The 22,142-nt window shown below is 66.8% G+C and carries 19 protein-coding genes; 14 read left to right on the forward strand and 5 right to left on the reverse strand.

The genetic code is table 11. The features are described 5' to 3' along the window. Nucleotides 1–78: 78 nt before the first annotated feature. The 9 genes from R5H29_RS21345 (at nt 79) to R5H29_RS21385 (ending at nt 10,736) form a co-directional block, all read left to right on the forward strand. Entirely contained in the window at nt 79–2,655 is a 2,577-nt protein-coding gene (locus tag R5H29_RS21345) for a TonB-dependent receptor (RefSeq protein WP_332329785.1), read from the forward strand. 116 nt (nt 2,656–2,771) lie between these two features. Next, the gene (gene msuE / locus R5H29_RS21350; protein ID WP_332329786.1) at nt 2,772–3,353 is read left to right on the forward strand and encodes an FMN reductase; all 582 of its coding nucleotides are present in this window, start codon (nt 2,772–2,774) and stop codon (nt 3,351–3,353) included. A 157-nt stretch (nt 3,354–3,510) separates the two neighbouring features. Then, nucleotides 3,511–3,873, forward strand: a complete 363-nt coding sequence (locus R5H29_RS21355; protein WP_005409341.1) for a DUF3088 family protein — start codon at nt 3,511–3,513, stop codon at nt 3,871–3,873. A gap of 14 nt (nt 3,874–3,887) precedes the next feature. Continuing rightward, a complete protein-coding gene (locus tag R5H29_RS21360) occupies nt 3,888–4,865 on the forward strand; it encodes an MsnO8 family LLM class oxidoreductase (protein ID WP_332329787.1) in 978 nt (325 codons plus the stop codon). An 18-nt stretch (nt 4,866–4,883) separates the two neighbouring features. Then, nucleotides 4,884–6,227 carry an LLM class flavin-dependent oxidoreductase gene (locus R5H29_RS21365; RefSeq protein ID WP_332329788.1) on the forward strand — a complete coding sequence of 448 codons (1,344 nt, stop codon included), beginning with the start codon at nt 4,884–4,886 and terminating at the stop codon, nt 6,225–6,227. Between the two features lie 4 nt (nt 6,228–6,231). After that, the gene (locus tag R5H29_RS21370) at nt 6,232–7,452 is read left to right on the forward strand and encodes a M20 aminoacylase family protein (RefSeq protein ID WP_332329789.1); all 1,221 of its coding nucleotides are present in this window, start codon (nt 6,232–6,234) and stop codon (nt 7,450–7,452) included. Further along, a complete protein-coding gene (locus tag R5H29_RS21375; protein WP_134731399.1) occupies nt 7,449–8,000 on the forward strand; it encodes a GNAT family N-acetyltransferase in 552 nt (183 codons plus the stop codon). Before R5H29_RS21370 ends, R5H29_RS21375 begins: the two co-directional genes overlap by 4 nt. Then, entirely contained in the window at nt 7,997–9,742 is a 1,746-nt protein-coding gene (locus R5H29_RS21380) for an amino acid ABC transporter permease/ATP-binding protein (protein ID WP_180877260.1), read from the forward strand. Before R5H29_RS21375 ends, R5H29_RS21380 begins: the two co-directional genes overlap by 4 nt. Before the next feature lie 16 nt (nt 9,743–9,758). Beyond that, nucleotides 9,759–10,736 carry an ABC transporter substrate-binding protein gene (locus tag R5H29_RS21385; protein ID WP_332329790.1) on the forward strand — a complete coding sequence of 326 codons (978 nt, stop codon included), beginning with the start codon at nt 9,759–9,761 and terminating at the stop codon, nt 10,734–10,736. Between the two features lie 59 nt (nt 10,737–10,795). Here R5H29_RS21385 and R5H29_RS21390 read toward each other — a convergent pair whose 3' ends face one another. Beyond that, nucleotides 10,796–13,915 (reverse strand): discoidin domain-containing protein, encoded by a 3,120-nt coding sequence (locus R5H29_RS21390; RefSeq protein ID WP_332329791.1) that lies wholly within the window; start codon nt 13,913–13,915, stop codon nt 10,796–10,798. A gap of 222 nt (nt 13,916–14,137) precedes the next feature. Between R5H29_RS21390 and R5H29_RS21395 the strand changes: the two genes are divergently transcribed. Then, on the forward strand, nt 14,138–14,437 hold the full coding sequence (locus R5H29_RS21395; protein ID WP_146268432.1) for a hypothetical protein: 300 nt from the start codon (nt 14,138–14,140) through the stop codon (nt 14,435–14,437). A gap of 83 nt (nt 14,438–14,520) precedes the next feature. Here the strand turns inward: R5H29_RS21395 and R5H29_RS21400 are convergent, their stop codons facing one another. Continuing rightward, nucleotides 14,521–15,597, reverse strand: a complete 1,077-nt coding sequence (locus tag R5H29_RS21400; protein WP_134731409.1) for an MBL fold metallo-hydrolase — start codon at nt 15,595–15,597, stop codon at nt 14,521–14,523. A gap of 104 nt (nt 15,598–15,701) precedes the next feature. On the opposite strand from R5H29_RS21400, the gene R5H29_RS21405 reads away from it, so the two are divergent. Beyond that, nucleotides 15,702–16,313: a TetR/AcrR family transcriptional regulator gene (locus R5H29_RS21405; RefSeq protein WP_171952086.1), complete on the forward strand. Its 612-nt coding sequence runs from the start codon at nt 15,702–15,704 to the stop codon at nt 16,311–16,313. Here the strand turns inward: R5H29_RS21405 and R5H29_RS21410 are convergent. Together R5H29_RS21410 and R5H29_RS21415 are read right to left on the reverse strand one after the other, a co-directional pair. Next, nucleotides 16,310–18,256 carry an EAL domain-containing protein gene (locus tag R5H29_RS21410; RefSeq protein WP_332329792.1) on the reverse strand — a complete coding sequence of 649 codons (1,947 nt, stop codon included), beginning with the start codon at nt 18,254–18,256 and terminating at the stop codon, nt 16,310–16,312. The genes R5H29_RS21405 and R5H29_RS21410 overlap by 4 nt on opposite strands. A 94-nt stretch (nt 18,257–18,350) precedes the next feature. Continuing rightward, complete coding sequence (locus R5H29_RS21415) at nt 18,351–19,067, reverse strand: SDR family oxidoreductase (RefSeq protein ID WP_019661353.1); 717 nt, start codon at nt 19,065–19,067, stop codon at nt 18,351–18,353. Nucleotides 19,068–19,157: 90 nt separating this feature from the next. Here R5H29_RS21415 and R5H29_RS21420 point away from each other — a divergent pair, with 90 nt between their 5' ends. After that, the gene (locus tag R5H29_RS21420) at nt 19,158–19,961 is read left to right on the forward strand and encodes an APH(3')-II family aminoglycoside O-phosphotransferase (protein ID WP_332329793.1); all 804 of its coding nucleotides are present in this window, start codon (nt 19,158–19,160) and stop codon (nt 19,959–19,961) included. Here R5H29_RS21420 and R5H29_RS21425 read toward each other — a convergent pair. Further along, nucleotides 19,934–20,359, reverse strand: coding sequence for a DoxX family protein (locus tag R5H29_RS21425; protein ID WP_332329794.1), 426 nt, complete (start codon nt 20,357–20,359; stop codon nt 19,934–19,936). The two genes, R5H29_RS21420 and R5H29_RS21425, sit on opposite strands and share 28 nt — an antisense overlap. A 143-nt stretch (nt 20,360–20,502) precedes the next feature. Here R5H29_RS21425 and R5H29_RS21430 point away from each other — a divergent pair, with 143 nt between their 5' ends. Together R5H29_RS21430 and R5H29_RS21435 are read left to right on the forward strand one after the other, a co-directional pair. After that, nucleotides 20,503–21,093: a TetR/AcrR family transcriptional regulator gene (locus R5H29_RS21430; protein WP_111103734.1), complete on the forward strand. Its 591-nt coding sequence runs from the start codon at nt 20,503–20,505 to the stop codon at nt 21,091–21,093. Next, a complete protein-coding gene (locus R5H29_RS21435; protein ID WP_332329795.1) occupies nt 21,090–22,124 on the forward strand; it encodes a heparan-alpha-glucosaminide N-acetyltransferase domain-containing protein in 1,035 nt (344 codons plus the stop codon). The genes R5H29_RS21430 and R5H29_RS21435 overlap by 4 nt, the downstream gene beginning before the upstream one ends. Nucleotides 22,125–22,142 lie beyond the last annotated feature (18 nt).

Here is a 22,142-nt window from a genome sequence, read left to right on the forward strand (position 1 = left end):
GACGTGATCCTGCCTGTCGCGCCAGGTGAACAGGCCCTTGAATGGAAGCGTGTTTCCGGCCCACCCCCACGAGCCCCCATGCCTGCCGCCCACGCCCCTGTCCTGAGCACTCTCGCTGTCCTGATCACAGCCATCCTCGCCGCGTCGCCCACCCATGCGGCGGAAGTCGATGCCGCTCCTGCCGCCACCGCCGCGACAGCCAACGCGGCAGCGTCCACGCTGGATGCCGTGGTGGTGACCGGGTCGCGCACCAGCACGCGCACGGTGAAGAACAGCTCCACGCCGATCGACGTGATCTCCGCTGAAGACCTTGCCTCTACCGGCCAGGCCAACCTGCTGGAAGCACTGCAGCGCGCACTGCCGTCGCTCAGCCAGATCGGTGGCTACCAAAGCGACCAGGAGAGCCTGATCCGTGGCTACCAGCTGCGCAACCTGTCGCCCGGCTACACGCTGGTGCTGGTGAACGGAAAGCGCCGCAATGCCAGTGCCTATGTGAGCGGTGCCAACGGCGGCGGCTTCCCCGGCCATGCCTGGGCCGATCTGGCGCTGATTCCGGTCTCGGCCATCGACCATGTGGAAGTGCTGCGCGACGGTGCATCGGCCATCTATGGTTCGGACGCGATCACCGGTGTGGTCAACGTGATCCTGAAATCGCAGGCGCACGGTGGCGAGCTCGCCGTGGAAAGCGGGCAGAGCATTGATGGCGATGGCTCGCGAACCAGCGTGCGTGCCAACGTGGGCCTGCCGTGGGGTGCCGATGGCTTCGTCAACCTGTCCGGCGAGACCACGCGGCAGCACCACGCGATCCGTACCCGCCGTTACATCGATGGCTACCTGAGCTATCCGGCGGTGGATGGCAGCGGCAATCTGGTGGCGCTGCGGCCGAACAATCGATTGCCAGCGGGTGCTGCGCCGAACCCGGCTGAGGCCAACCGCGATGCCGAGGCCAACACCATCCTCAGCTCGCCGTCGTATGCGCTGAAGGCCTTCGCGGTGAACGTGGGCCATGGCCTGGGCGAAAGCGCGCAGTTCTACGCTAACGCTACGGCCAGTGACCGCACCGCGCAGGCGATCCAGAACTTCCGTCTGCCGGCGACCATCTTCACCACCTACAAGGCACCCGGCGTGCTGAGTGTGTTCCCGGATGGCTTCCTGCCGGTACTGGAAACCAAGGAGAAACAGTACACCGGCACCGCAGGCGTGAAAGGCCAGATCGCGGGCTGGGACTACGACGCCAGCCTGACCGGCAACCGCAGCACGGTGCGTACCTACACCCGTAATTCGGTGAACTATTCGCTGCCGTACCCGGGATCGCCCACCGATTTCTATGACGGCAAGCTGGACTACCAGCAGGGTATCGCCAACCTGGACCTGCGCCGTGGCTTCGAGGTGGCTGCGTTCGCCTCGCCGCTGGAAGTGAGCGCAGGTGCCGAGTACCAGCACGAACAGTACGAACGTGGGGCGGGGCAGTGGGAGTCGTATACCGGCTTTGGTGCTGCGGCCTTCGTCGGCTATTCCACTGCGGACGCGGTGAAGGCTACCCGCAACAGCAAGGCGGTCTATGTGGGCGCGGCCACCAACATCACCTCGCGCTGGTATCTGGATGCGGCCGCGCGCTGGGAAGATCACTCCGACTTCGGCAGTGTCTCCACCGGCCGCCTGACCACGCGCTTCGACTTCACCGACGCGCTGGGCGTGCGTGCCACGGTCAGCAACGGTTTCCACGCGCCCAGCCTGGGCGCGCAGTACTACCAGGCCACCGGCAGCTGCCCGTGCGGCACCACGCTGGTGGCGCAGGTGTCTTCGCCGGCGGCGGTTGCGCTGGGTGCGACGCCGCTGAAGCCCGAGAAAGCCACCAACTACAGCCTGGGCGTGACCTGGGACCCGAGCCCGGCGTTCCACCTGGCCGTGGATGCCTACCAGATCGACATCCGTGGCCAGCTCGGCCAGTCCAGCCAGATCGGCTACAACGCGCAGGATCCAGCGCGCATCACCGACAACAGCGGCACGGTGCTGACTGCGGCGCAGAAGAACACCATCGATGCGCTGCTGGGTTCGGCCGGCATCAGCATCCTGCCGGGTGATGCGTTCTATGCCAGCTACTTCACCAACGTGGGCAATACCCGCACACGCGGTGTCGAGCTGACCCTGGAGGCCAACCAGGAAACCGTGTGGGGCAAGCTGCGCTGGAGCTATGCGGCCAACGTGGGGCGCACCACCATCCAGAAGGTCAGCGACATTCCGGCGGCGCTGCAGGGGCTGCCGAACATCAACCTGTTGACCAAGAGCAGCGAGTACGCGCTGCGCTTCCGTACGCCCAGCTACACGCAGGTGGCGGGGTTGGGCTGGCAGAACGGGCGCTGGCGCTCGAACGTCGACTTCACCTACTACGGCCCGATCAAGCGCCTGAACAACGGCGTGGAGTACAAACAGCCGCCGGTGCTGGTGACCAATCTCTCCGGTGGCGTGGAACTGGGTGCGGGCTGGAGTGCGGCGCTGGGCATCAACAACGTGTTCGACAAGCGCACCCGCAAGGTGCCGGAGTACGCGCGCAGTGCCACCGATGTGGCGAGCATCGAGACGACCTGGGATTCGGGCGACGTGCTGAGCCGCATCGGGGCGTTCTGGTACGGGCGGATCAATTACCGGTTCTGATCTGGAGCAGTCGAGCATGGCTCGACTCCACAAAGGCGAAAGCAGCCGAGCATGGCTCGGTTCTACACAAGGCGAAAGGCGGCCGGCGGCAGTTCGGCATCATCGAGGAGCAGTTCATGTCTTCTGCATTGAGGGTGGTTGCAGTGGTGGGGTCGCCGACCAGTTCGGCGACGTCGCGCACGTTGCTGCTGGTGCGGCACCTGCTGGCGTCGCTGCAGCAGCGGGTGCATGCCAGCGTGGAGCTGGTGGAGCTGGCACCGATCGCGCGTTCGCTGGGGCAGTCGTTGTCGCGCGACGAAGTGGAGCCCGCCGTGGAGCAGGCGCTGCAGACGATCGAGGCGGCCGGGCTGCTGGTAGTGGCTGCGCCGGTCTATCGGGGATCGTATCCGGGACTGTTCAAGCACCTGGTCGACTTCATCGGGCTGGAAGCGCTGGTGGATACGCCGGTACTGCTGGCAGCGACCGGCGGCAGCGAGCGCCATGCGCTGGTGATCGACCACCAGCTGCGGCCATTGTTCAGCTTCCTGCAGGCGCACACGCTGCCGATCGGGGTGTATGCCACGCCTGCCGACTTCGATGGCGAGCAGATCAACAGTGCAGCCTTGCAGGCGCGCATCGCACTGGCGGCCGAGCGCGCGGCAGGGCATCTGGCTTCGCAGGCGCTGGCGGTACCGGCGCCGCTGCGAAGGATCGCCTGACGGCATAACCGGCGGCGCTTTGCTTATGGCCAAGGCGCATCTGCATGGCCGGATCTGACCGCCGATTGTCGCCTGGCATCGCCGTGCCGACCGCCGTCATCTCTAGCATCGATATCGAAGCGGCATCGCATTGCCGCCCCCCGATGAGGACGACCCCGTGAGTCTGGACGCAACCGACAAGCCCATCCTGTTCCTGCTCGACCGTGAGTTCGAGGACGGACAGATTCCCGGCCAGCGCTTCTTCTGCCGGCACAGCCTGTTGCTGGAAGGTGCGCTGTCGAGCATCGACGGCCTGGACGCGCAGCTGGACGTGCGCCGCATCGGTTTCGCACGGCCGCGCCGGGAGGTGATCGCCGAGATCGGCGAGCAGGACCAGTCGCTGCCGAAGCTGGTGCTGCCGCAGGGCGTGCGCAGTGACCTCGCGAGTGGCGTGCACCAGGACCGCCAGTACATCTCCGGTGCCGAGCCGATCCTGGCCGCGCTGAACGGGTTGCTCGGCATCCCCGTGGCCCATCCCTGAGCGAGGACGCGACCATGAGCTATCAGATCAGCGTGTTGGACAAGAGCCCGGTGGCCGAAGGCGCCTCGCCGGAGCAGGCGCTGCGCAACAGCCTGCAGCTGGCGCAGCGCGCCGAACAGCTGGGCTATCACCGCTACTGGTTTGCCGAGCACCATGCCGCGCCGACGTTGGCGAGTCCCGCACCGGAGGTGCTTGCGGCGTGGGTGCTGGCGCAGACCCGGCGCATCCGTATCGGCAGCGGCGGGGTGATGCTGCGCCACTACGCGCCGTACAAGGTGGCGGAGAACTTCAACCTGCTGGCGGCGTTGGCGCCGGGGCGCGTGGATCTGGGGGTGGGCAAGGCGCCCGGTGGCCTGCCAGCATCGACCGCCGCGCTGGCGGCCGGGCGCCCGGCATTCGCCGATTTCGACCAGCAGCTACGCGACCTGGAGGGCTATCTGTCCGGTGCCGCGACCGAGGCGCTGGCGCGCCCGATTCCACAGCAGGCGCCGGAGCGCTTCCTGCTCGGTGCCAGCCCGCAGAGTGCAGGGCAGGCGGCCGAGCTCGGCTGGCGCTTCGTGTACGCCGCGCACTTCGATGGCGACCCGAAACATATCGAGGCTGCGTTCGACGCTTACCGCAGCGTCGCCTCGCAGCCGCCGTTGCTCGCCACGGTGGCCTTCGCCGCACCGACTGCCGAAGCAGCCGCACGCCATATCGGCGCGCTGCGCGTCTACAAGCTGTATCTTGGCCCGGGGCAGACGGTGAACCTGCCCAGCCCCGAGGCGGCTGCCGAGTATGCACGCCAGGTAGGTGTGGCGGACTTCCGCATCGAGGAAACACGGCCAAGCGTGCTGTCCGGCGATGCGCAACAGGTACGCGGCGAACTGGATGCGCTGCACCGACGCTTCGGCGTGGGTGAATTCATCCTCGACGCGCCGGTGGCCGACTTCGACGCACGCCTGACATCCCTCGAACTGCTGTCGCCCGCGCCGCGCGCGGCGGTGGCCTGACCTGCAGGAGCGATTCCCATGAGCACCACCCCGCGCCACATTCCGTTCGGCATCATGCTGCAGGGCCCCGGCAGCCACATGCATGCCTGGAAGCATCCGTCCAATCCGGCCGATGCCAGCGTCAACCTGCAGTTCTACATCGACATTGCGCGCACCGCCGAGGACAACGGCATTGCCTTCGGCTTCGTGGCCGATGGCCTGTACATCAACGAGAAGTCGATCCCGCACTTCCTCAACCGCTTCGAGCCGATCTCGCTGCTCTCGGCGCTGGCCACGGCAACGAAGAAGATCGGCCTGGCCGGCACGCTGTCGACCTCGTACAGCGACCCGTTCACTGTCGCCCGCCAGTTCGCTTCGCTGGATCTGCTCAGTGGCGGCCGCGCCGGCTGGAACGTGGTGACCTCGCCACTGGAGGGTTCGGGCCGCAACTACGGCCGGCCGCACCCGGAGCATGCGCTGCGCTACCAGATCGCCGACGAATATCTGGAGGTGGTGCAGGGGCTGTGGGATTCGTGGGATGACGACGCCTTCGTGCGCGAGCGCGACAGCGGCACGTTCTTTACGCCTGAGAAGTTCCGCCGGCTCGACCACAAAGGCCGCTTCTTCCAGGTGGAAGGCCCGCTCAACATCCAGCGCTCGCCACAGGGCCAGCCGGTAATCTTCCAGGCCGGTTCGTCTGACGATGGCATCGCGCTGGCCGGCAAGTACGCCGATGCGGTGTTCACCCATTCGCCGTCGCTGGAAGAAACCCGTGCATTCACCCAGAAAGTGAAGAACTCGGCGATCGCGCACGGCCGCAGCGGCAATGACGTGAAGATCTTCCCGGGCATCGGCCCCATCGTCGGCCGCACCGCCGAGGAGGCCGAGGCCAAGTACCAGGCGATTGCCGCACTGGCCACGCTGGAGGATGCACTGGCGTACCTGGGGCGCTTCTTCGATCACCACGACTTCAGCCAGTACGACCCGGATGCACCGTTCCCGGAGCTGGGTGACATCGGCAGCAATTCGTTCCGTTCCACCACCGACCGCATCAAGCAGGATGCGCGTGAGAAGGGCCTGAGCCTGCGCCAGGTGGCGTTGGAAGCGGTGAGCCCGCGACCAAACTTCATCGGCACGCCGGAGCACGTGGCCGATGAGCTGATCCGCTGGTTCGATGCCGGTGCCAGCGATGGCTTCATTCTCGGCTTCGCCGCACAACGCGAAGGCCTGGACGATTTCGTGACCCAGGTGCTGCCGATCCTGCAGGCGCGCGGCTACCACCAGCGCGAGCTGGAAGGACAGACCCTGCGCGAGCATCTGGGTCTGCCGTACAAGGCCAGCCGCTATTCGACCGACGCCGAACCGGCGCGGAAGGTGGGGTAGGGCGATGAGCGGAGAGAACTCGGTAGCGCCGGGCCATGCCCGGCGGGATTCCGCGTCCATCGGCGTGCTGCCGGAAATTGCAGCACGCGCCGAGGCTGCCATCGCGATTCGCCACGATCTGCATCGGCACCCGGAGTTGGCCTTCGAGGAGCATCGCACCAGTGCACGTGTGGCCGAGCTGCTGCAGCAGTGGGGTTATGAGGTGACCACCGGGCTCGGCGGCACCGGTGTGGTCGGCACGCTGCAGCGCGGGCAGGGCAGCCGTCGTCTCGGCCTGCGCGCCGACATCGACGCACTGCCGATCCACGAGGACTCCGGCCTGGCCTACGCCAGCCAGACCGAGGGCCTGATGCATGCCTGCGGCCACGATGGGCATACCGCCATCCTGCTGTCTGCGGCGCATTATCTGGCCCATCACGGCAATATCGACGGCACCCTGCAGCTGGTGTTCCAGCCGGCCGAGGAGACGGGCTCGGGCGCATCGAAGATGATTGCCGACGGCCTGTTCGAGCGCTTCCCCGTGGACGCGATCTATGGGCTGCACAACTGGCCCGGCGTACCGGTGGGCCACTTCGGCTTCGTCGACGGCCCGGCGATGGCGTCGGTCGACTGGGCGCGGCTGAAGGTGATCGGCAAGGGCGGCCACGGTGCCGAGCCGCAGGGCAGCGTGGACCCGATCCTGGTCGCCGCGCACATCATCACTGCATTGCAGAGCGTGGTGTCGCGCAATGTCGATCCGCGGCAGATGGGCGTGGTCACCGTCGGTTCGATCCACGGCGGGCAGGCCGCCAACGTGATTCCGGACGTGGTCGAGCTGAAGCTGACCGTTCGCGCCTATCTACCGGAGGTGCGCGACACCCTGCGGCGCCGCGTCACCGAACTTGCAGAGCAGACTGCCGCCGCGTTCGGTGCGCGCGCCGAGATCGAATTCCCGCGCGGCTTCCCCAGTGTGATCAACCATCCGCAGCAGACCGCCTACATCCGCGAGGTGGCCGTGCAGGGCTTCGGCGCCGGACAGGTGGTGCCCGACTTCGCACCGCGCACGGCCAGCGAGGATTTCGCCTTCCTGCTGCAGGCACGACCGGGCAGCTTCGTGTTCGTCGGGAACGGCGAGAGCGCACCGTTGCACAGCCCGCGCTATGTGTTCAACGACGCCGCCATTGCCCCCGCCGCCAGCCTGTGGGCGCGGCTGGCCGAAGATTACCTGGTGAAGGACGCGACATGAGCCACGACGAACGCTTCCTCTATACCTCGGTCGACGACCCGCTGGCGCGGCCGTTGTTCGATGGCCTGGAGCAGGAATATGACAGTCGCTACGCTGATGTGCGTCGACGCATCGGCGGCAGCGCTCGCGAGGAGCTGCAGCGATACCCGGCGCAGGCCTTTGCGGCCCCGGTGGGCGCCTTCGTGCTGCTGCTGCGCGACGGGGTGGCGATTTCCGGCGGTGCGTTCATGCCGCACCGCGATCCGGATACCGCCGAATTCAAGCGCATCTGGACGCTACCCGGGCTGCGTCGCCAGGGCATTGCGCGGCGCGTGCTGCAGGAGCTGGAAGAGCAGGCGGCGCGGCAAGGGTACCGGCGGGTGTTCCTGACGACCGGCTTCCGCCAGCCGGAAGCTGTTGGCCTGTACCTGAGCCACGGCTACACCGCGCTGTTCGATCTGGAGGCCGACCCGGAAACGGTTGCGCATCTGCCGTTCGAGAAGCACCTGCGGGCGACGACGCCTGTCGTTACCCCTGCACAGGCACTGCTGCACGGAGCCCACGCATGAGCACACCGTCGACCGCGCTGGAGGGCATCGCCGCTCGTCCGGCGCCCGGACCGGCACTGAAGATCGTGCCCGCCCGGCATCCGCTGCAGGTCTTCGGCACGGTACTGGCACTGGCGCTGATCCTGATCGGGCTGCAGTCCGTGCTGGGCAATCCGCGCTGGGGCTGGGGCACTTTTGCCGAGTGGTTCTTCGCACGCCCGGTGCTGGAAGGCCTGGGTCGCACGCTGCTGCTGACCGCGCTTGGCACCGGCCTCGGTTTCGCGCTGGGTACGCTGCTCGCGCTGGCACGCGTCTCCGGTTCGCCGCTGCTGTCGGCGGTGTCGTGGGGCTATGTGTGGTTGTTCCGCTCGATTCCGCTACTCGTGCTGTTGTTGCTGTTGAACAACCTGGGCTATCTGTACAGCACCATCGAACTGGGCGTGCCGTTCACCGGCATCAGCCTGTTCTCGTACCCGACTACACAGCTGATCGGTGTGTTCACCGCCGCGGTGCTGGGCCTGACCCTGAACCAGGCAGCGTTCTCGGCCGAGGTGATCCGCGGTGGCATTCTTTCGGTCGACCACGGCCAGTACGAGGCGGCGGCCGCGCTCGGCCTGCCGCGTGGCCGCCAGGTGCGCCGCATCATCCTGCCGCAGGCGATGCGTTCGATCCTGCCGGCCGCGTTCAACGATGTGATCGGCCTGGCCAAGAGCACCTCGGTGGTCTACGTGCTGGCGCTGCCGGAGCTGTTCTACACCGTGCAGGTGATCTATCGGCGCAACCTGGAAGTGGTGCCGCTGCTGATGGTGGCCACGGTCTGGTACCTGGTGATCCTGACCGTGTTGTCGCTGCTGCAGCGGCGCGTGGAACAGCGCTTCGCGCGCGGCCAGCTGCAGCGCGAGCGCTCGGTGTCGCGGGTGTCGTCACCGGTGCGGACATCCAGTGATGCTGCGCCGCGCGTGGCCAACCGCCCGCGCATCGCCACCCAGGTGGAGGCGGGCGAGGGTGCGGCGGTATCGCTGCATGGCGTGGGCAAGGTGTTCGGCGATCAGCCGGTGCTGGAAGACGTGAAACTGGAGCTGCGCGCCGGCAGCGTGACGGTGCTGATCGGCCCGTCCGGTGCCGGGAAATCCACGCTGCTGCGGTTGATCAACCACCTGGAACGTGCCGACAGCGGCTACGTGACCGTCGGCGGCCAGCTGATCGGTTACCGCCGCGAGGGTGACACGTTGTACGAACTTCCCGAGCGCGAGATCCGCCGTCGGCGTGCCGAGGTGGGCATGGTGTTCCAGGGCTTCAACCTGTTCCCGCATCTGACCGCGCTGGAGAACATCATCGAGGCACCGATCGCGGTACGTGGTGTATCGCGCGCGCAGGCCGAGCAGCAGGCGCGCACGCTGCTGGAGCGGGTCGGCCTGGCCGACAAGGCCGATGCGTTCCCGCGCCAGCTGTCCGGTGGCCAGCAGCAGCGCATCGCGATTGCCCGCGCGCTGGCGCTGCAGCCGAAGGTGCTGCTGTTTGACGAACCCACGTCGGCGCTGGACCCGGAACTGGTGGCGGAGGTGCTGAGCGTGATCGAGGAACTGGCCCGTTCGGGTACCACGCTGGTGATCGTCACCCATGAGCTGAGCTTCGCCCGCCGCGTGGCCGACCACGTGGTGATGATGGACCAGGGCCGGGTGATCGAGCAGGGCACGCCCGAGGCCCTGTTCGAGCGCCCGCGCCAGCAACGCACCGCCGATTTCCTGGCCAAGACCCTGTAACCCCGGAAGGAACATCATGAGCCCTGCAGCACCGCGTCGTCCCTCGCGCAGCACCCTGTTGATCGTGGGCGTGCTGATCATCGGCATCGCCGGCATCGTCTACTCGCGCGTGCGCCAGGCCCCGGAGGCTGCCGCTGTGGCCGCGGCCAGCCTGGCCGGCACCAACACCGCCGTGCTGAAGGGCACGCTCGACCCGAAGGCGCAGGCCTTGATTCCTGCGGGCTACCGCTTCGTCACGCCGGGCGCATTCACCGTGGCGACCCACCCGGGGCAGCTACCGCTGGCCGACTACGGCGCCGACAGCAAGGACGTGGTCGGCATCGAACCGGACATCGCGCGGCTGATCGCGGATGCTTTGGGCCTGAAGCTGGTGATCGTGCCGGTGGCCTGGGCCGACTGGCCGCTGGGGCTGGAGTCGGGCAAGTACGATGCGGTGCTGTCGAACGTGACGGTCACTGAAGAACGCAAGAAGAAGTTCGATTTCTCCAGCTACCGTTACGACCTGCTGGGCATCTACACGCGCAGCGACGGGCCCATCCAGAAAATCGAAAAGCCCGCCGATGTGGCCGGGCTGAAGGTGGTGGTGGGCGCCAGCACCAACCAGGACCAGATCCTGCGCCAGTGGGACCAGCAGAACATCGCGGCGGGATTGAAGCCCGTGGAATACCAGTACTTCGATGACGCGTTGGTCGGCCGATTGGCGGTGATCACCGGCCGCGCCGATGTATCGTTCGAGCCCAATGCTACCGGCGCCTATTCGGCGCGCGACGGCAAGGTGCGGCGCGTGGGCCTGTTCCCTGGCGGCTGGCCGAATGCCGCAGCGATCTCGGTGACCACGCGCAAGGGCAGCGGCCTGGCCGACGCGGTGACGCAGGCGCTGAACACCCAGATCGGCAGCGGCACCTATGCGCAGGCGCTGAAGCGATGGAATGTGGCCGAGGAAGCCGTGCCACAGTCGCAGACCAATCCGCCGGGGTTGCCGACGCTGCAATGACGCCGGGCGTGGCCCGGCGCTACCTCCGTCTTTGTAGAGCCGAGCCATGCTCGGCTGCTTTACCAACGCGCTTCCAGCGTTCTGAACGGTTTCGCCAGGCGCACGCCATCGGCGTCGAAGTCGGAAACGCTACGTCCATCCACACGCACCGTCTTCGGCATCGTGCGCGCCGGCCACCAGACCTTCACTGCCGTCCCGCTGCGCAACCCCTTGCCCAGCGTGACGGTCAGCATGCCGTCGCGCTGCCGCGCCTGCATCTGCAACGTGCCATACGCGGTCGGCAGCCGCTCCACCGCCAACCCATCGCCAGCCACCCAAGACGGTGGCGTGCCCGGCAGCAGCGACAGCGCATCGTCGTCTTCGCGCATCAGCATGCCGAACAGCGTGCGGCCGTATTCCGCGCCGATCCACGTATGCGGCATGTCACCCAGATAGCGCGGGAAGCGCAGCCGTGAATGCACCACTTCGGCCAGCACCTGCCACTCAAGCGGGCGCCGATCATGCAGAAGCCCCTGCAGCAGCTCATCGGCCACCTGTGGCTGGCCGAGGTGCACATAGCTCAGCACGTTGCGGATCTCGTACGGTGTGTACGCGTACAGCGCACCGGGCTGGCTGCGCTTGCGGACGTCCTCCAGGTAGCGCGCGAAGGTGGTCCGCAGCGCCTCGGCGGGCAACACGCTCTGTGCGCCGGTCGGGTCCAGTGCGATCGAAACGCCGGTGGGATCGCCATCGCCCAGGTCGGCCGAGGAGGGAATGAAGTCGATGCCCTTCCACGCCATCGTCGCCCGGATCGAGGCATGCAGCGCGTCGTAAAGCAGTTTGTACTGTTCGCGTGCCCACGCTGCGGTCTCGTGGTCGCCCAGCGATTCGGCCAGCCACGCGCCGTCGTGCCAGCCCTTCAGGCCCCAATAGTCGTCCCAGTAGCTGTGGGTGGGAGACGGATAACCCTCATGGCTGATCGACGGCGCAAGAATGCCCGCGAAGCGTTCCGGCGCTGGCTGGTCGGCCTTGTAGCCGGGCACCAGCGTGCGTTCGCGTAGTTCCTGCAGGAAGCGCAGCGCTGCCTTCACTTTCGGCAGATAGGCACGTACCGATTCGGGTCCGCCATCGAGGCGCGCGACATCGGCCACCAGCGCTACGTACTGGCCCTGGCTGTCGTACTCGATATCCGAACCGAAACCGGTGTTGACGCTGCCATCGTCGTTGAGGATCGGCGAGACCAGGCCGTTGGCATGCACGCCGTGTTCGCTGTACCAGCCCAGATAGTCGCGCGCGACCTTGGCTTCACCCATGCGCAGCAGCACCGCCGAGGTGGCCATGCCGTCGCGGATGAAGGAGCGGTTGTAGTTGCGCGGGCCGGGCTGCATGGCCGGGCCGGTCTGGTTGATCAGCATGTAGGCGGCCTGCGCACGCAGCATGTCGACCAGTGAGGGATCGGGCAGGCGCAGGCCGACCTGGCCCAGCCGTGCCTGCCAGTCCGCGGAGGCCTGCGTGGCCAGGGAATCGAACGCCGCATTGGCATCGCGGGGCAGCGTGGCTAGATCGAGCGCAGGCGCTTCGGGCAGTGCGCCCTTGGTATCGGCGGCGGTAGTACCCAGCGGGAACGCGACCACGATGGCATCGCTGGCCCCCGGTGCCAGTGATACGCGGTAGTTCAACGCAGCCGAGGCAAGACCCTCGTCGTCGCGCGCCTGTTGCGTGGAGGGCAGCTGGCCTGCAGCGAGGGTCGCGGTGATTTCCGTTGCGCCATCCTTGCCGAACGGCGCCGCGCCCGACGCAGCCACCGGCGTGAGCGACTGCAGCAGCGTGCGTCCATTGACGCGCACGGCCTGTCCATCGATCGCCACATCGCGGATCGGTGACAGCCCGCCGTTCTGCCACGGCGGATTCATCTGCATCGGGCGCACGACCAGGCTGAGCGTGCCTTCGATCCTGGCGCTGCCCGTGTTGTGCAGCCGATGCCGCAGGAAGGTCACCGGCTGGCCACCACGTTCGATGGCAAACACTTCGCTGCGCAGTTCCAGCCCGGGCTGCGGCGACCAGGTAGCGGAGGGCATCGGCTTCCAACCGTCCCGCAATGCATGCTGCACGTTCTGCCCGGCCGCACCCGCAGTGCTCCCATCGGCGCTGCGCCAGATCGGCTGCACCAGCGGCGCGCCCTTGAACGCTTCCAGGTTGCCGTACTCGTCGAAGATCGATTTCTGTCGTCCGCCATGCACGCCGACCGCAGTCCAGTAGGTCTGCTGCATCTGCAGCGAGGCCGGGAACAACGCGCGCTGCGCACCACTGGCGGCGATCTGGTACTGCTTCATCGGTGTCATTACGGCTTTGGGGCCGAGCAGGCGCAGTCGCGCCACCTGCGGTGCGGCGCCGTCCACGCTCAGCCGGAACGCCCGCAGGGATTGGGCGTCATCTGCGGCCAGCCAGCTCTGCCGATGACTGGCCGCCTGAGCGTCGTGCGCCCAGTCGTGCCAGCGACCCCGGCCGTCCTGCGCCTGTAAACGGGCAGCGCCGCGCGCGCCATCAGCCCACTCAACCAGCAGACCCGCAGTAGGTTGAGCGCGGGGCAGCGTGATCTCAAGCGCGTGGGATCCATTCGTGCCGGCCGGAATCGCGACGGTGCCGCCGCCTTGCCAGAGTGCCGCTGCCTGCATTGCATCCACGCCGCTGACGCGTGCGCTGAGCGTGCTGTCCAGTGGCTCCAGCTCGAAGATCGACACGCCCCAATCGGAGGTGCGCTGCGGGCTGGCCAGTCGTAGATAGCGCGCCTGCCGCGGCGCGAAGTACAGCGTTTCCACATCGCCCAGTGAATCGGCCATGGTGTACGCGGTCTGCCACTGCGTACCATCCAGTGAGGTCTGCAGTGAATAGCCTTCCGGGTTGGAGACATCCCAAGTGAGTCGTGCGCCAGCCAGCAGGGTTGGCGTGCCCAGATCGATCTGGAACCAGTGGCCGGGGCTGAAGGCGCCGCCGGTGACGGTCTTCGGATCGCCGTCGATCAGGTGGCCGATCGCCATCGCCGGCACCTGCTGTGAGGAACTGCTGGCCTGCCATTGGCTGCGCGGGGGGAGGGTCTGTGCCTGCGCGCTGTAGGCCAGCGCGGCCAACAGCAGGGCAGCGACAGGGCACAACGGGAAAAGCGGGGTGGAGACCTTGGAGCGTTCGGCGCGCAACGTCATTACGGACAGCCTCGCAGGTTCGGCCGGTATCGGGCGAGCGCTACGCTAGCAAGGGATGTAATCGGTTACATGACGCGCTGCAATAGGTTGCGGATGATCCCCGGTCGCCTCCTTCGTGGGCTTGAGTCACGATTCATCGATGGGACTGACGCATGTGGCTCTGGACGCCTGCAGGCTAGGTCATACGCTGATTGATAGCGACCTCAGGTCTGAAATGGATTGATGGTGGAATTCAGCTTCACGCTGATGTATCGGGTGCCCGATACCGGAGAAGATCTCAGTGCATTTGAGCGATGTCTTGCAGAGTCGGGATGTGACGATGCATTGCTGGGCAGCGGTTTGCCGGGCATCTTGGCGTTGCGATTCTGGCGAGAGGGAACGGCCGCAAACGATGTCGCGCGTGACACATGCGCGCAGGTCCAGAAGGCGCTCCCGGAAGCCGAGTTGATAGCGGTGCATTTTGATGTCAGCAATGCTGCCAGCGTCTCTACCTGCAGTTTCGCCAGAGCTGAGCCTGCTTGACTTCCACTGAACACGTTTCAGAAGCAGCCGAGCATGGCTCGGCTCTACAGGGCCTTGGGATACATGACGCCCCGTCACGCCGGTTACAACTCCACCGTCTCCCACCAGCGCGTGCCCGCCTGCGGCGCCTGCATGTCCAGCGCTTCTCCCATCATCGGCGTGGCCACCGGCACGTTCTTCGCCGCGGCCAACGCGGTGATCCGCTCGAACGGCTGCTGCCATGCGTGCAGGGCCAGGTCGAAGGTGCCGTTGTGGATCGGCAGCAGCCACTTGCCGCGCAGGTCCAGGTGCGCCTGCAGCGTCTGTTCCGGTTGCATATGCACGAATGCCCAGCGCGGATCATAGGCGCCGGTCTCGATCATGGTCAGGTCGAACGGTCCGTACTTTTCGCCGATGGCCTTGAAGCCGTCGAAGTAGCCGGTGTCGCCGCTGAAGAAGATGCGGAAGTCGTCGTCCTGGATCACCCACGACGCCCACAGGCTGCGGTCGCTGTCGCCCAGGCCGCGGCCGGAGAAGTGCTGGCCCGGCGTGGCGGTCAGGCGCAGGCCGCTGGCCTCGGTCGATTGCCACCAGTCCAGCTGTTCGACCTTGCTGGCGTCCACACCCCAGGCAATCAGCTGGTCGCCGACGCCGAGCGGTGCAATGAAGCGCGCGGTCTTGCCAGCCAGCTGCATTACCGCGGCATGGTCGAGATGGTCATAGTGGTTGTGCGAGAGGATCACGCCGGCGATGGGCGGCAGTTTGTCGATGCTAATCGGCGGTGCGTGGAAGCGCGCCGGGCCCATCCACTGCACCGGCGAGGCGCGCTCGGAGAACACCGGATCGGTCAGCCAGTACTGGCCACGCAGCTTCAGCAGGATCGTGGAGTGCCCCAGCCGGAACAGGCTGCGGTCCGGCGCGGCGTCCAGCGTGGCGCGGTCCAGCGGCTGCACCGGAATGGGGTGGGCCGGGACGGTGCCCTTGGGCTTGTTGAACAGGAACGTCCACCAGATCTCCGCACCGTCGCGCAGGCCCATCGCCGGACGGGGCAGGGCATTGCGGAACTTGCCATCACGGTACTGCGGCGAATCGGGGAAGTCGGGGAGGGACCAGGACTTGCAGAAGGTGTAGGCGGTCACAGCGAGGATTCCAAGCAGGAGGACAAGGAGCAGGCGCTTCATGGGTGACGTCCGCTGGGTACACTGCACAGTGTAGTTTCGTCTTTTTCAAAAGTACACTGATGGGTGTAAAATGGTGGCGTCCGTTCAGTTATCCGGTTCCCGCCATGCCCCGTGCCCCGCAACGCCTGACCGACCGTAAACGCGATGCCATCGTGCGCGCGGCGGTGGAGGAGTTCCGTGCCTCGGGCTACGAGGCCACCAGCATGGACCGCGTTGCAGAGGCGGCGGGGGTCTCCAAGCGCACCGTCTACAACCATTTCCCGAGCAAGGAAGCGTTGTTTTCGATGATCCTGGAGGAGCTGTGGGAACGCAGCGTGGCCAGCGACGCACTGCCGTATCGCGCGGACCAGCCGTTGCAGGCGCAGCTGCTGCAGTTGCTGGGCCAGAAGCTGGAACTGCTCAGCGATGCCAACTTCATCGACCTGGCACGGGTGGCGATGGCCGAGGTCATCCACTCACCGGAGCGGGCGCAGGCCATCGTCTGCCGCATGGGCGAGAAGGAAAGTGGCGAGAGTGCCTGGATCCGCGCAGCAATTGCCGATGGCCGCCTGCGCGAGGTGGATCCGGACTTTGCCGGCCACCAGTTGCACGGCCTGGTGAAGAGCTTTGCGTTCTGGCCACAGGTCACGATGGGGCAGCCACCGCTGACCGCGCAGGAACGTGCGCGCGTGGCCGAATCGGCGGTTGCGATGTTCCTGGGCTTCTACGCGGTCTAGCTGGCGGCGAAGCGACGGAACTCGTCGGCCGGCAGCGCCGCCGAGTACAGATAGCCCTGGCCGACATCCACGCCCAGGGCTCGCAGCTTCTGCTCCTGCGCCAGGGTTTCGGTACCTTCGGCCACCACGATCGCGCCGCAGCGGTGCGCGACCTCGACGATGAAGCGCACGATCGACTGCGACTTGGCGTCGGACAGCGTGGCGATCAGCGCCTGCTCGATCTTGACCTCGGCGATGGCCAGCTGCGAAAGCAGGATCAGGGTTGAATAGCCGGCGCCGAAATCATCCAGCGACAGGGTGACCCCGGCTGCCAGCAGCTGTGTGATGTTGGCATCGACCACGTCGCGCTCGACGATCTCGGTCCATTCGACGATCTCCAGGCGCAGCATCACGCCGGGCACATCGTGCAGCTGCAGCAGTTCCTGCAGGCGCAGGCCGAAGCCGGGCAGGCGCAGTGACTCGGCCGAAACATTCACGGCGATTTTCAGCTGCGTGCCATCGCGTCGGCACTGCTGCAGGAAGTGGATGGCCGACTGCAGCGTGGCCCATTCCAGTTCAGCCAGCCGCCCCTGCCGGCGCAGCAGCGAGATCACCCGCATCGGCGCGATCAGCCGCCCCTCGCCGTCGCGCATGCGCAGCAGTGCTTCGGCGCCGACCAGCTGGCGGTCCTGCAGGCGATGCTTGGGCTGGTAGCACAGTGGTGCATCGCCCTGCTGCAGCCAGCGTTCGAGAGCGACTTCGATCAGGGCGTCGATCTCGCTGTCGCGCTGGATCGGGTCGTCGAAGAACACGACGCCCGATTCGATCGCACTCATCGTCAGGGTGATCGCCCGGAACGGCAGGTGACCGTCGTCTGTATCGGTGGGGGGCTTGAGTTCGACTACCGCGCAACGGAACAACGGGCGGAAACCGGGCCAATCGCGGCCCACCCGTTCGGCCAGGTTGCTGGCCAGCTCGGTGATCTGCGGTTGCGTACGTAGTTCGGACAAGGACAGGTCGCGCACCAGGATCGCCAGCGCGGCATCGCCGAACTGGTAGATCTCCAGTTGCCCGGCCGGCAGCGAGGGCAGCAGCCGATGTACTTCTTCGGTGCTGTCGCGCTGCCACAGGCCGCTTTCCTGCAGCGGACCGTAGCGCAGGCGCAGATCGCGCAGGTTGCCCATCTCGGCCACGATCAGGCAGGCCTTGCCGAGGCCGTCGTTGTCTCGCCAGTACTGCTGCAGACGTTCGCCCAGCGCACGCATGTTGGGCAGGCCGCTGATCGGATCGATGCGCAGCCAGGCGTGTTCGCGCTGACGCTGTGCATCGATCTGCGCATCGTTGTAGACCAGTGCGAACACCGCGCCCAGCATCAGCAGTGACAGCGGCAGTGCCAGCAGCCGCTGGATTGCCAGCTCCTCCACGGGTAGCTGGTTGGCACCAATGATTGCTACGCCCAGTGCCAAGCCCAACGCAGTGACGACGACACGAACGCCCCAGGCCTGCAGGATCATGCGCAGCGAGAGTTCATTGAGCATGTGCGGGTGCAGGCGCCTGCGCAGCCAGACGCCGGCCAGCATCTGCAGCGTGGCCTCGAGGCCGGCAGGCAGGAAGTACTGGGTGCCGGCGAACTGGTAGCGGGCCAGCAGGCTGGCGCCCAGGCACACCAGGCCACCGCGCCAGCCGCCGAGCAGGCCGCTGACCAGCAGAATGTCGAAGCCGAGGTGCAGCTTGACCACGCCCTGGGTGTAACGGGCCACGAACCAGGAATTGAACAGGTAGATCAGGCCCAGTGCCACGCCCACATACAGGCGGCGGCCTTCAATGGCATGGCCGGCACGGCGGGTGGCGATCAGCAGCACCCCGATCATGCCGATCACTGCGGTGGCCTGCAGCAGGTACAGCGGCAGGCTGGGCAGGGAACCGTCCAGGACCTGGGCCGAGACCCGTGACAGCGCATCCATAGCATTCCCGCCTGTGACCGACGGCCGGTGAGGAGCAGGGTAAACCACGACCGCGCGCGCGGCCACTGATGGCGCCCTGCGGCGGCCGGCAAGGTCAGTAGCGTGGGTCGGCGATGGCTGGCAGTACCAGTTCACGTACGAAGCCGGACGGCGACAGCTGCAGCAGCGCGCGCACCATGGTCACCACATCGTGTACCGGGACAAGTTCGCCATCCCCGCGTGCTGCGGCCTCTGCCACCGGCACCGACAGTGCATCGTCGGTGTTGAGGTAGCCCAGCTGCAGGCTGGTCACCGCCAGGCGGCGATCGCGGAAACCCTCGCGCAGTGCATCGGCGATGCCGTTGAGCGCGAACTTGGACGCGCCGAACGCCACTTCCGGGCGGCCGCTGCGTGGCAGCGCCGAGGTCGAGCCGGTCAGCACCAGCTGCGGGCGTGGTGCGCCCAGTACCCGCGGCAGCAGGCGCTGCAGCAGCACCAGGGTCGCGGTGATGTTGACGTCGACCAGTTGGGTGAGCGCGGCATCGCTCTCGTCGAGGAAGGCGTACTCGTCGCTGAAGGCGGTCTCTTCCCAGATGCCCAGGTTGTGGATCAGCACATCCAGATCGGCCGGTGCCTGCGCTGCGATGTGATTGGCAGCCAGGGTGGGTTGGGACAGATCGGCCTCGATCCACTGCAGGGTGACACCCTCTGGGCATTCAAAGTCGCGCGGACGGCTGCGCGAAACGCCGATGACGGTGTCGCCCGCACTGCACAGGCCTTCCACGAATGCCCGACCGAGGCCCCTGCTGGCGCCGATGACCATCAATTTCATGTCGCTTCCTTCCATTGCGCGCTCTGCTGGGCGGTGTGCTTCGGGATCGGCGAGAATCCGTAGGGTCCGCAGCAACAGGAGCATCCCGACATGGGAGCACCCGATCCCTTCACTGATGGCCTGCCGCTGCCGCGGGCGTGGCAGGAAGCGTTGGCCGATGCGCGCATCGAGCGGCAGTCGATCGGCGTGTCGCGTGCGGATGTTGCTCGTGTGCAGCAGCCAGGCCAGCCCGATGCCTTCGTGAAGTCGGAAGTGATCGACGCCTTCAGTGAGCTGGGCGATGAGATCATGCGCCTGCGCTGGCTGCAGGCACAGGGACTGCCGGCGCCAACGGTGATTGCCACCGCGGAAGAAGCGGGCCGGCGCTGGTTGCTGATGAGCGCGCTGCCCGGCCGCGACCTGGCCTCGTCGCCGGAACTTGCGCCGCAGCAGTTGGTGGAACTGCTGGCTGACGCGCTGCGCAGGCTGCATGCGTTGCCGGTGGCAGCCTGTCCGTTCGACCAGCGATTGGCCTCGCGCTTGCAGGCCGCCGCCGCCCGCGTCGAGGCGGGTCTGGTCGACGCCGATGACTTCGATGACGAGCGCCTGGGGCAGAGCGCACAGCAGGTGTTCGCCGAACTGTGCAGCACCCGGCCCGACCATGAAGATCTGGTGGTCAGCCATGGCGATGCGTGCCTGCCGAACCTGATGGCGGTCGAGGGGCGTTTCAGTGGTTTCATCGACTGTGGGCGGCTGGGCGTGGCCGACCGCTACCAGGACCTGGCGCTGGCCGCGCGCAGCCTGGTTCACAACTTCGGCGACACGCGTTGGGTGGCGCCGTTGTTCCAGCGCTATGGCGCGGTGGCCGACGAGCGTCGGCTGGCGTTCTACCGGTTGCTCGACGAGTTCTTCTGAGCCCGCGCATGGCTGGCGATGGCCGCGCAGATCAGGCCACCGACCACGCTCAAGTGTTCCAGCGCGAAGAACAGGGCCAGCTGCTGTTCCGCGCCATGCTTGGTCCAGAAGGTATGCACGACGGCGATGGTCAGCAGCATGAACACTGCCAGCGCGCCGCTGCCCAGCCATAGCAGGCGGTCGAGCAGCACGCACAGTGAGCCACCCAGCAGCACCACGGCGCTGGCGATGTTGAACAGCGCGGGCGGTTGCAGCCCGGCCGCCTGCATTTCGGCCACGCTGTTGTCCCACGCCAGCAGCTTGGCCAGACCCGAGGATAGGAACACCACGGCCAGCAGCAGTCGGGCGAGGAACCACATCATGCGGCTGTCGAGCAGGGTGGAGATCATCCGTGGCATGCAGCAACTCCGGGTTGAGCGTTGGGCGGGGCGGGCAGCATCGGGCCTCAACAGCGGTTGAGGTCAAGGCTGCCTGAACGAAGCCCGGTGGTGGCCGGGTTACCCTCTTCAAAATGGACGAACGTTCGTTCACTATTTATGGCATGAGCCGAATCGACCGCAATGAGCAGCGCGTGACCCTGATCCTGCAGGCGGCCCTGCGGTGCTTCCTCGCCAAGGGATTCCACCAGACCAGCATGCGTGACATCGCGCAGGCGGCTGGCGTCAGCCTGGGCAACCTCTACAACCACTTCCCGGGCAAGGAAGCGATCATCCTTGCAGTGGCAGTGGCCGAGAGCGAAGAACTTGCACCGTTGCTGCGTCGACTGGCCGCGTCCGAAGGCGAGCGCGCACAGGTACTGGGTTTCCTTCAGGACTTCCACGCACTGTGCCGCCAGCCGGAATGGGCGACGCTTGCCGTCGAAGTGCTGGCCGAGAGCGCACGCAATCCGGCCGTGGCCGAGGCATTTGCGGCCAATCGCAGGCAATTGCAGGCGACCCTGGCCGAAGCCCTGCAGCAGGTGGCACGGCGCGAACGTCGGCGTCCCGTGCTGGCCCCGGCATTGCAGGCGCAGGTGCTGCTGGATGCCATTGAAAGCGATGCGCTGCGTCGGGGGCTGGGCGAAGCCGATGGCATCGATGAGGCCTCGCTGGATCTTGGCCTGCTCGCGCTGCTGCTCGGGGCACGCGCATGAGTGCCGTTGACCGGCGATTGCACGGCCTTGATCTGGCGCGCTACCTGGCCCTGGCCGGCATGGTGCTGGTCAACTTCCGCCTGGCGATGGCCGTGCCGGCAGAGGGTGAGAGTTGGTTGGCAGGGTTCTTCCATCTGCTGGAAGGCAAAGCCTCGGCGACGTTCGTCACTCTGGCCGGTCTTGGCCTGGTGCTGGCCACGCAGCGGCAGGGGTGGTGGCCGGCCAGCGTGCAGACCTGGAGGCGCGCGCTGTTCCTGATGGTGCTGGGCCTGCTCAACCTGACTCTGTTCCCGGCCGATATCCTGCACTACTACGCGGTGTATTTCGCGTTGGCGGTGGTGTGGCTGCGTGCGTCGCCGCGGGTGTTGCTGGCCAGCATCGTGGGCCTGGCGGCGTGTTCGTTCTGGGCGTTGCTGCACTGGGACTACAGCCAGGGATGGAACTGGCAGACGCTAGAATACGCCGACCTGTGGCAATGGCCGGGCGCGGCCCGCAACCTGTTGTTCAACGGCTTCCATCCGCTGCTGCCGTGGCTGTGCTTCTTCCTGCTGGGGATGCTGCTGGCACGCCTTCAGCTGTCGCAGCCGCGGGTGCAGCGAGCATTGCTGGTGCTGGGGCTGCTGCTGATCGGGGCTGGACATGGCGTGCAGCAGCTTGGGCAGGGGACGCCCTGGCAGGTGTGGCTGGGAACGCAGCCGATGCCGCCGGGACCGGCCTATGTGCTCACGGGTGCGGGTGCGGCCTGCAGTGTCATCGCCGCCTGCCTGTGGCTGGCGCGTGTGCGACCGGGTGACTGGTTGGAGCCGTTCATCGCGGCCGGACGCATGACCCTGACCCTGTATGTGGGCCACATCCTGCTGGGCATGGGCACGCTGGAAAGCCTGGGGCTGCTTGATGGCGGTGCATCGCTGGCGTCGGTGCTGCTGTGGGCGCTGTTGTTCCTGATGTTGGCCACGGGCGCGGCCTGGCTGTGGTCGTGGCAGTTCGCACGCGGCCCGCTGGAGATGGTGATGCGACGCATCGCAGGCTAGTTCTCTGGTCGCGGCGAG

The sequence above is a fragment of the Stenotrophomonas sp. A3_2 genome, assembly GCF_036624925.1.
GTDB lineage: Bacteria > Pseudomonadota > Gammaproteobacteria > Xanthomonadales > Xanthomonadaceae > Stenotrophomonas > Stenotrophomonas hibiscicola.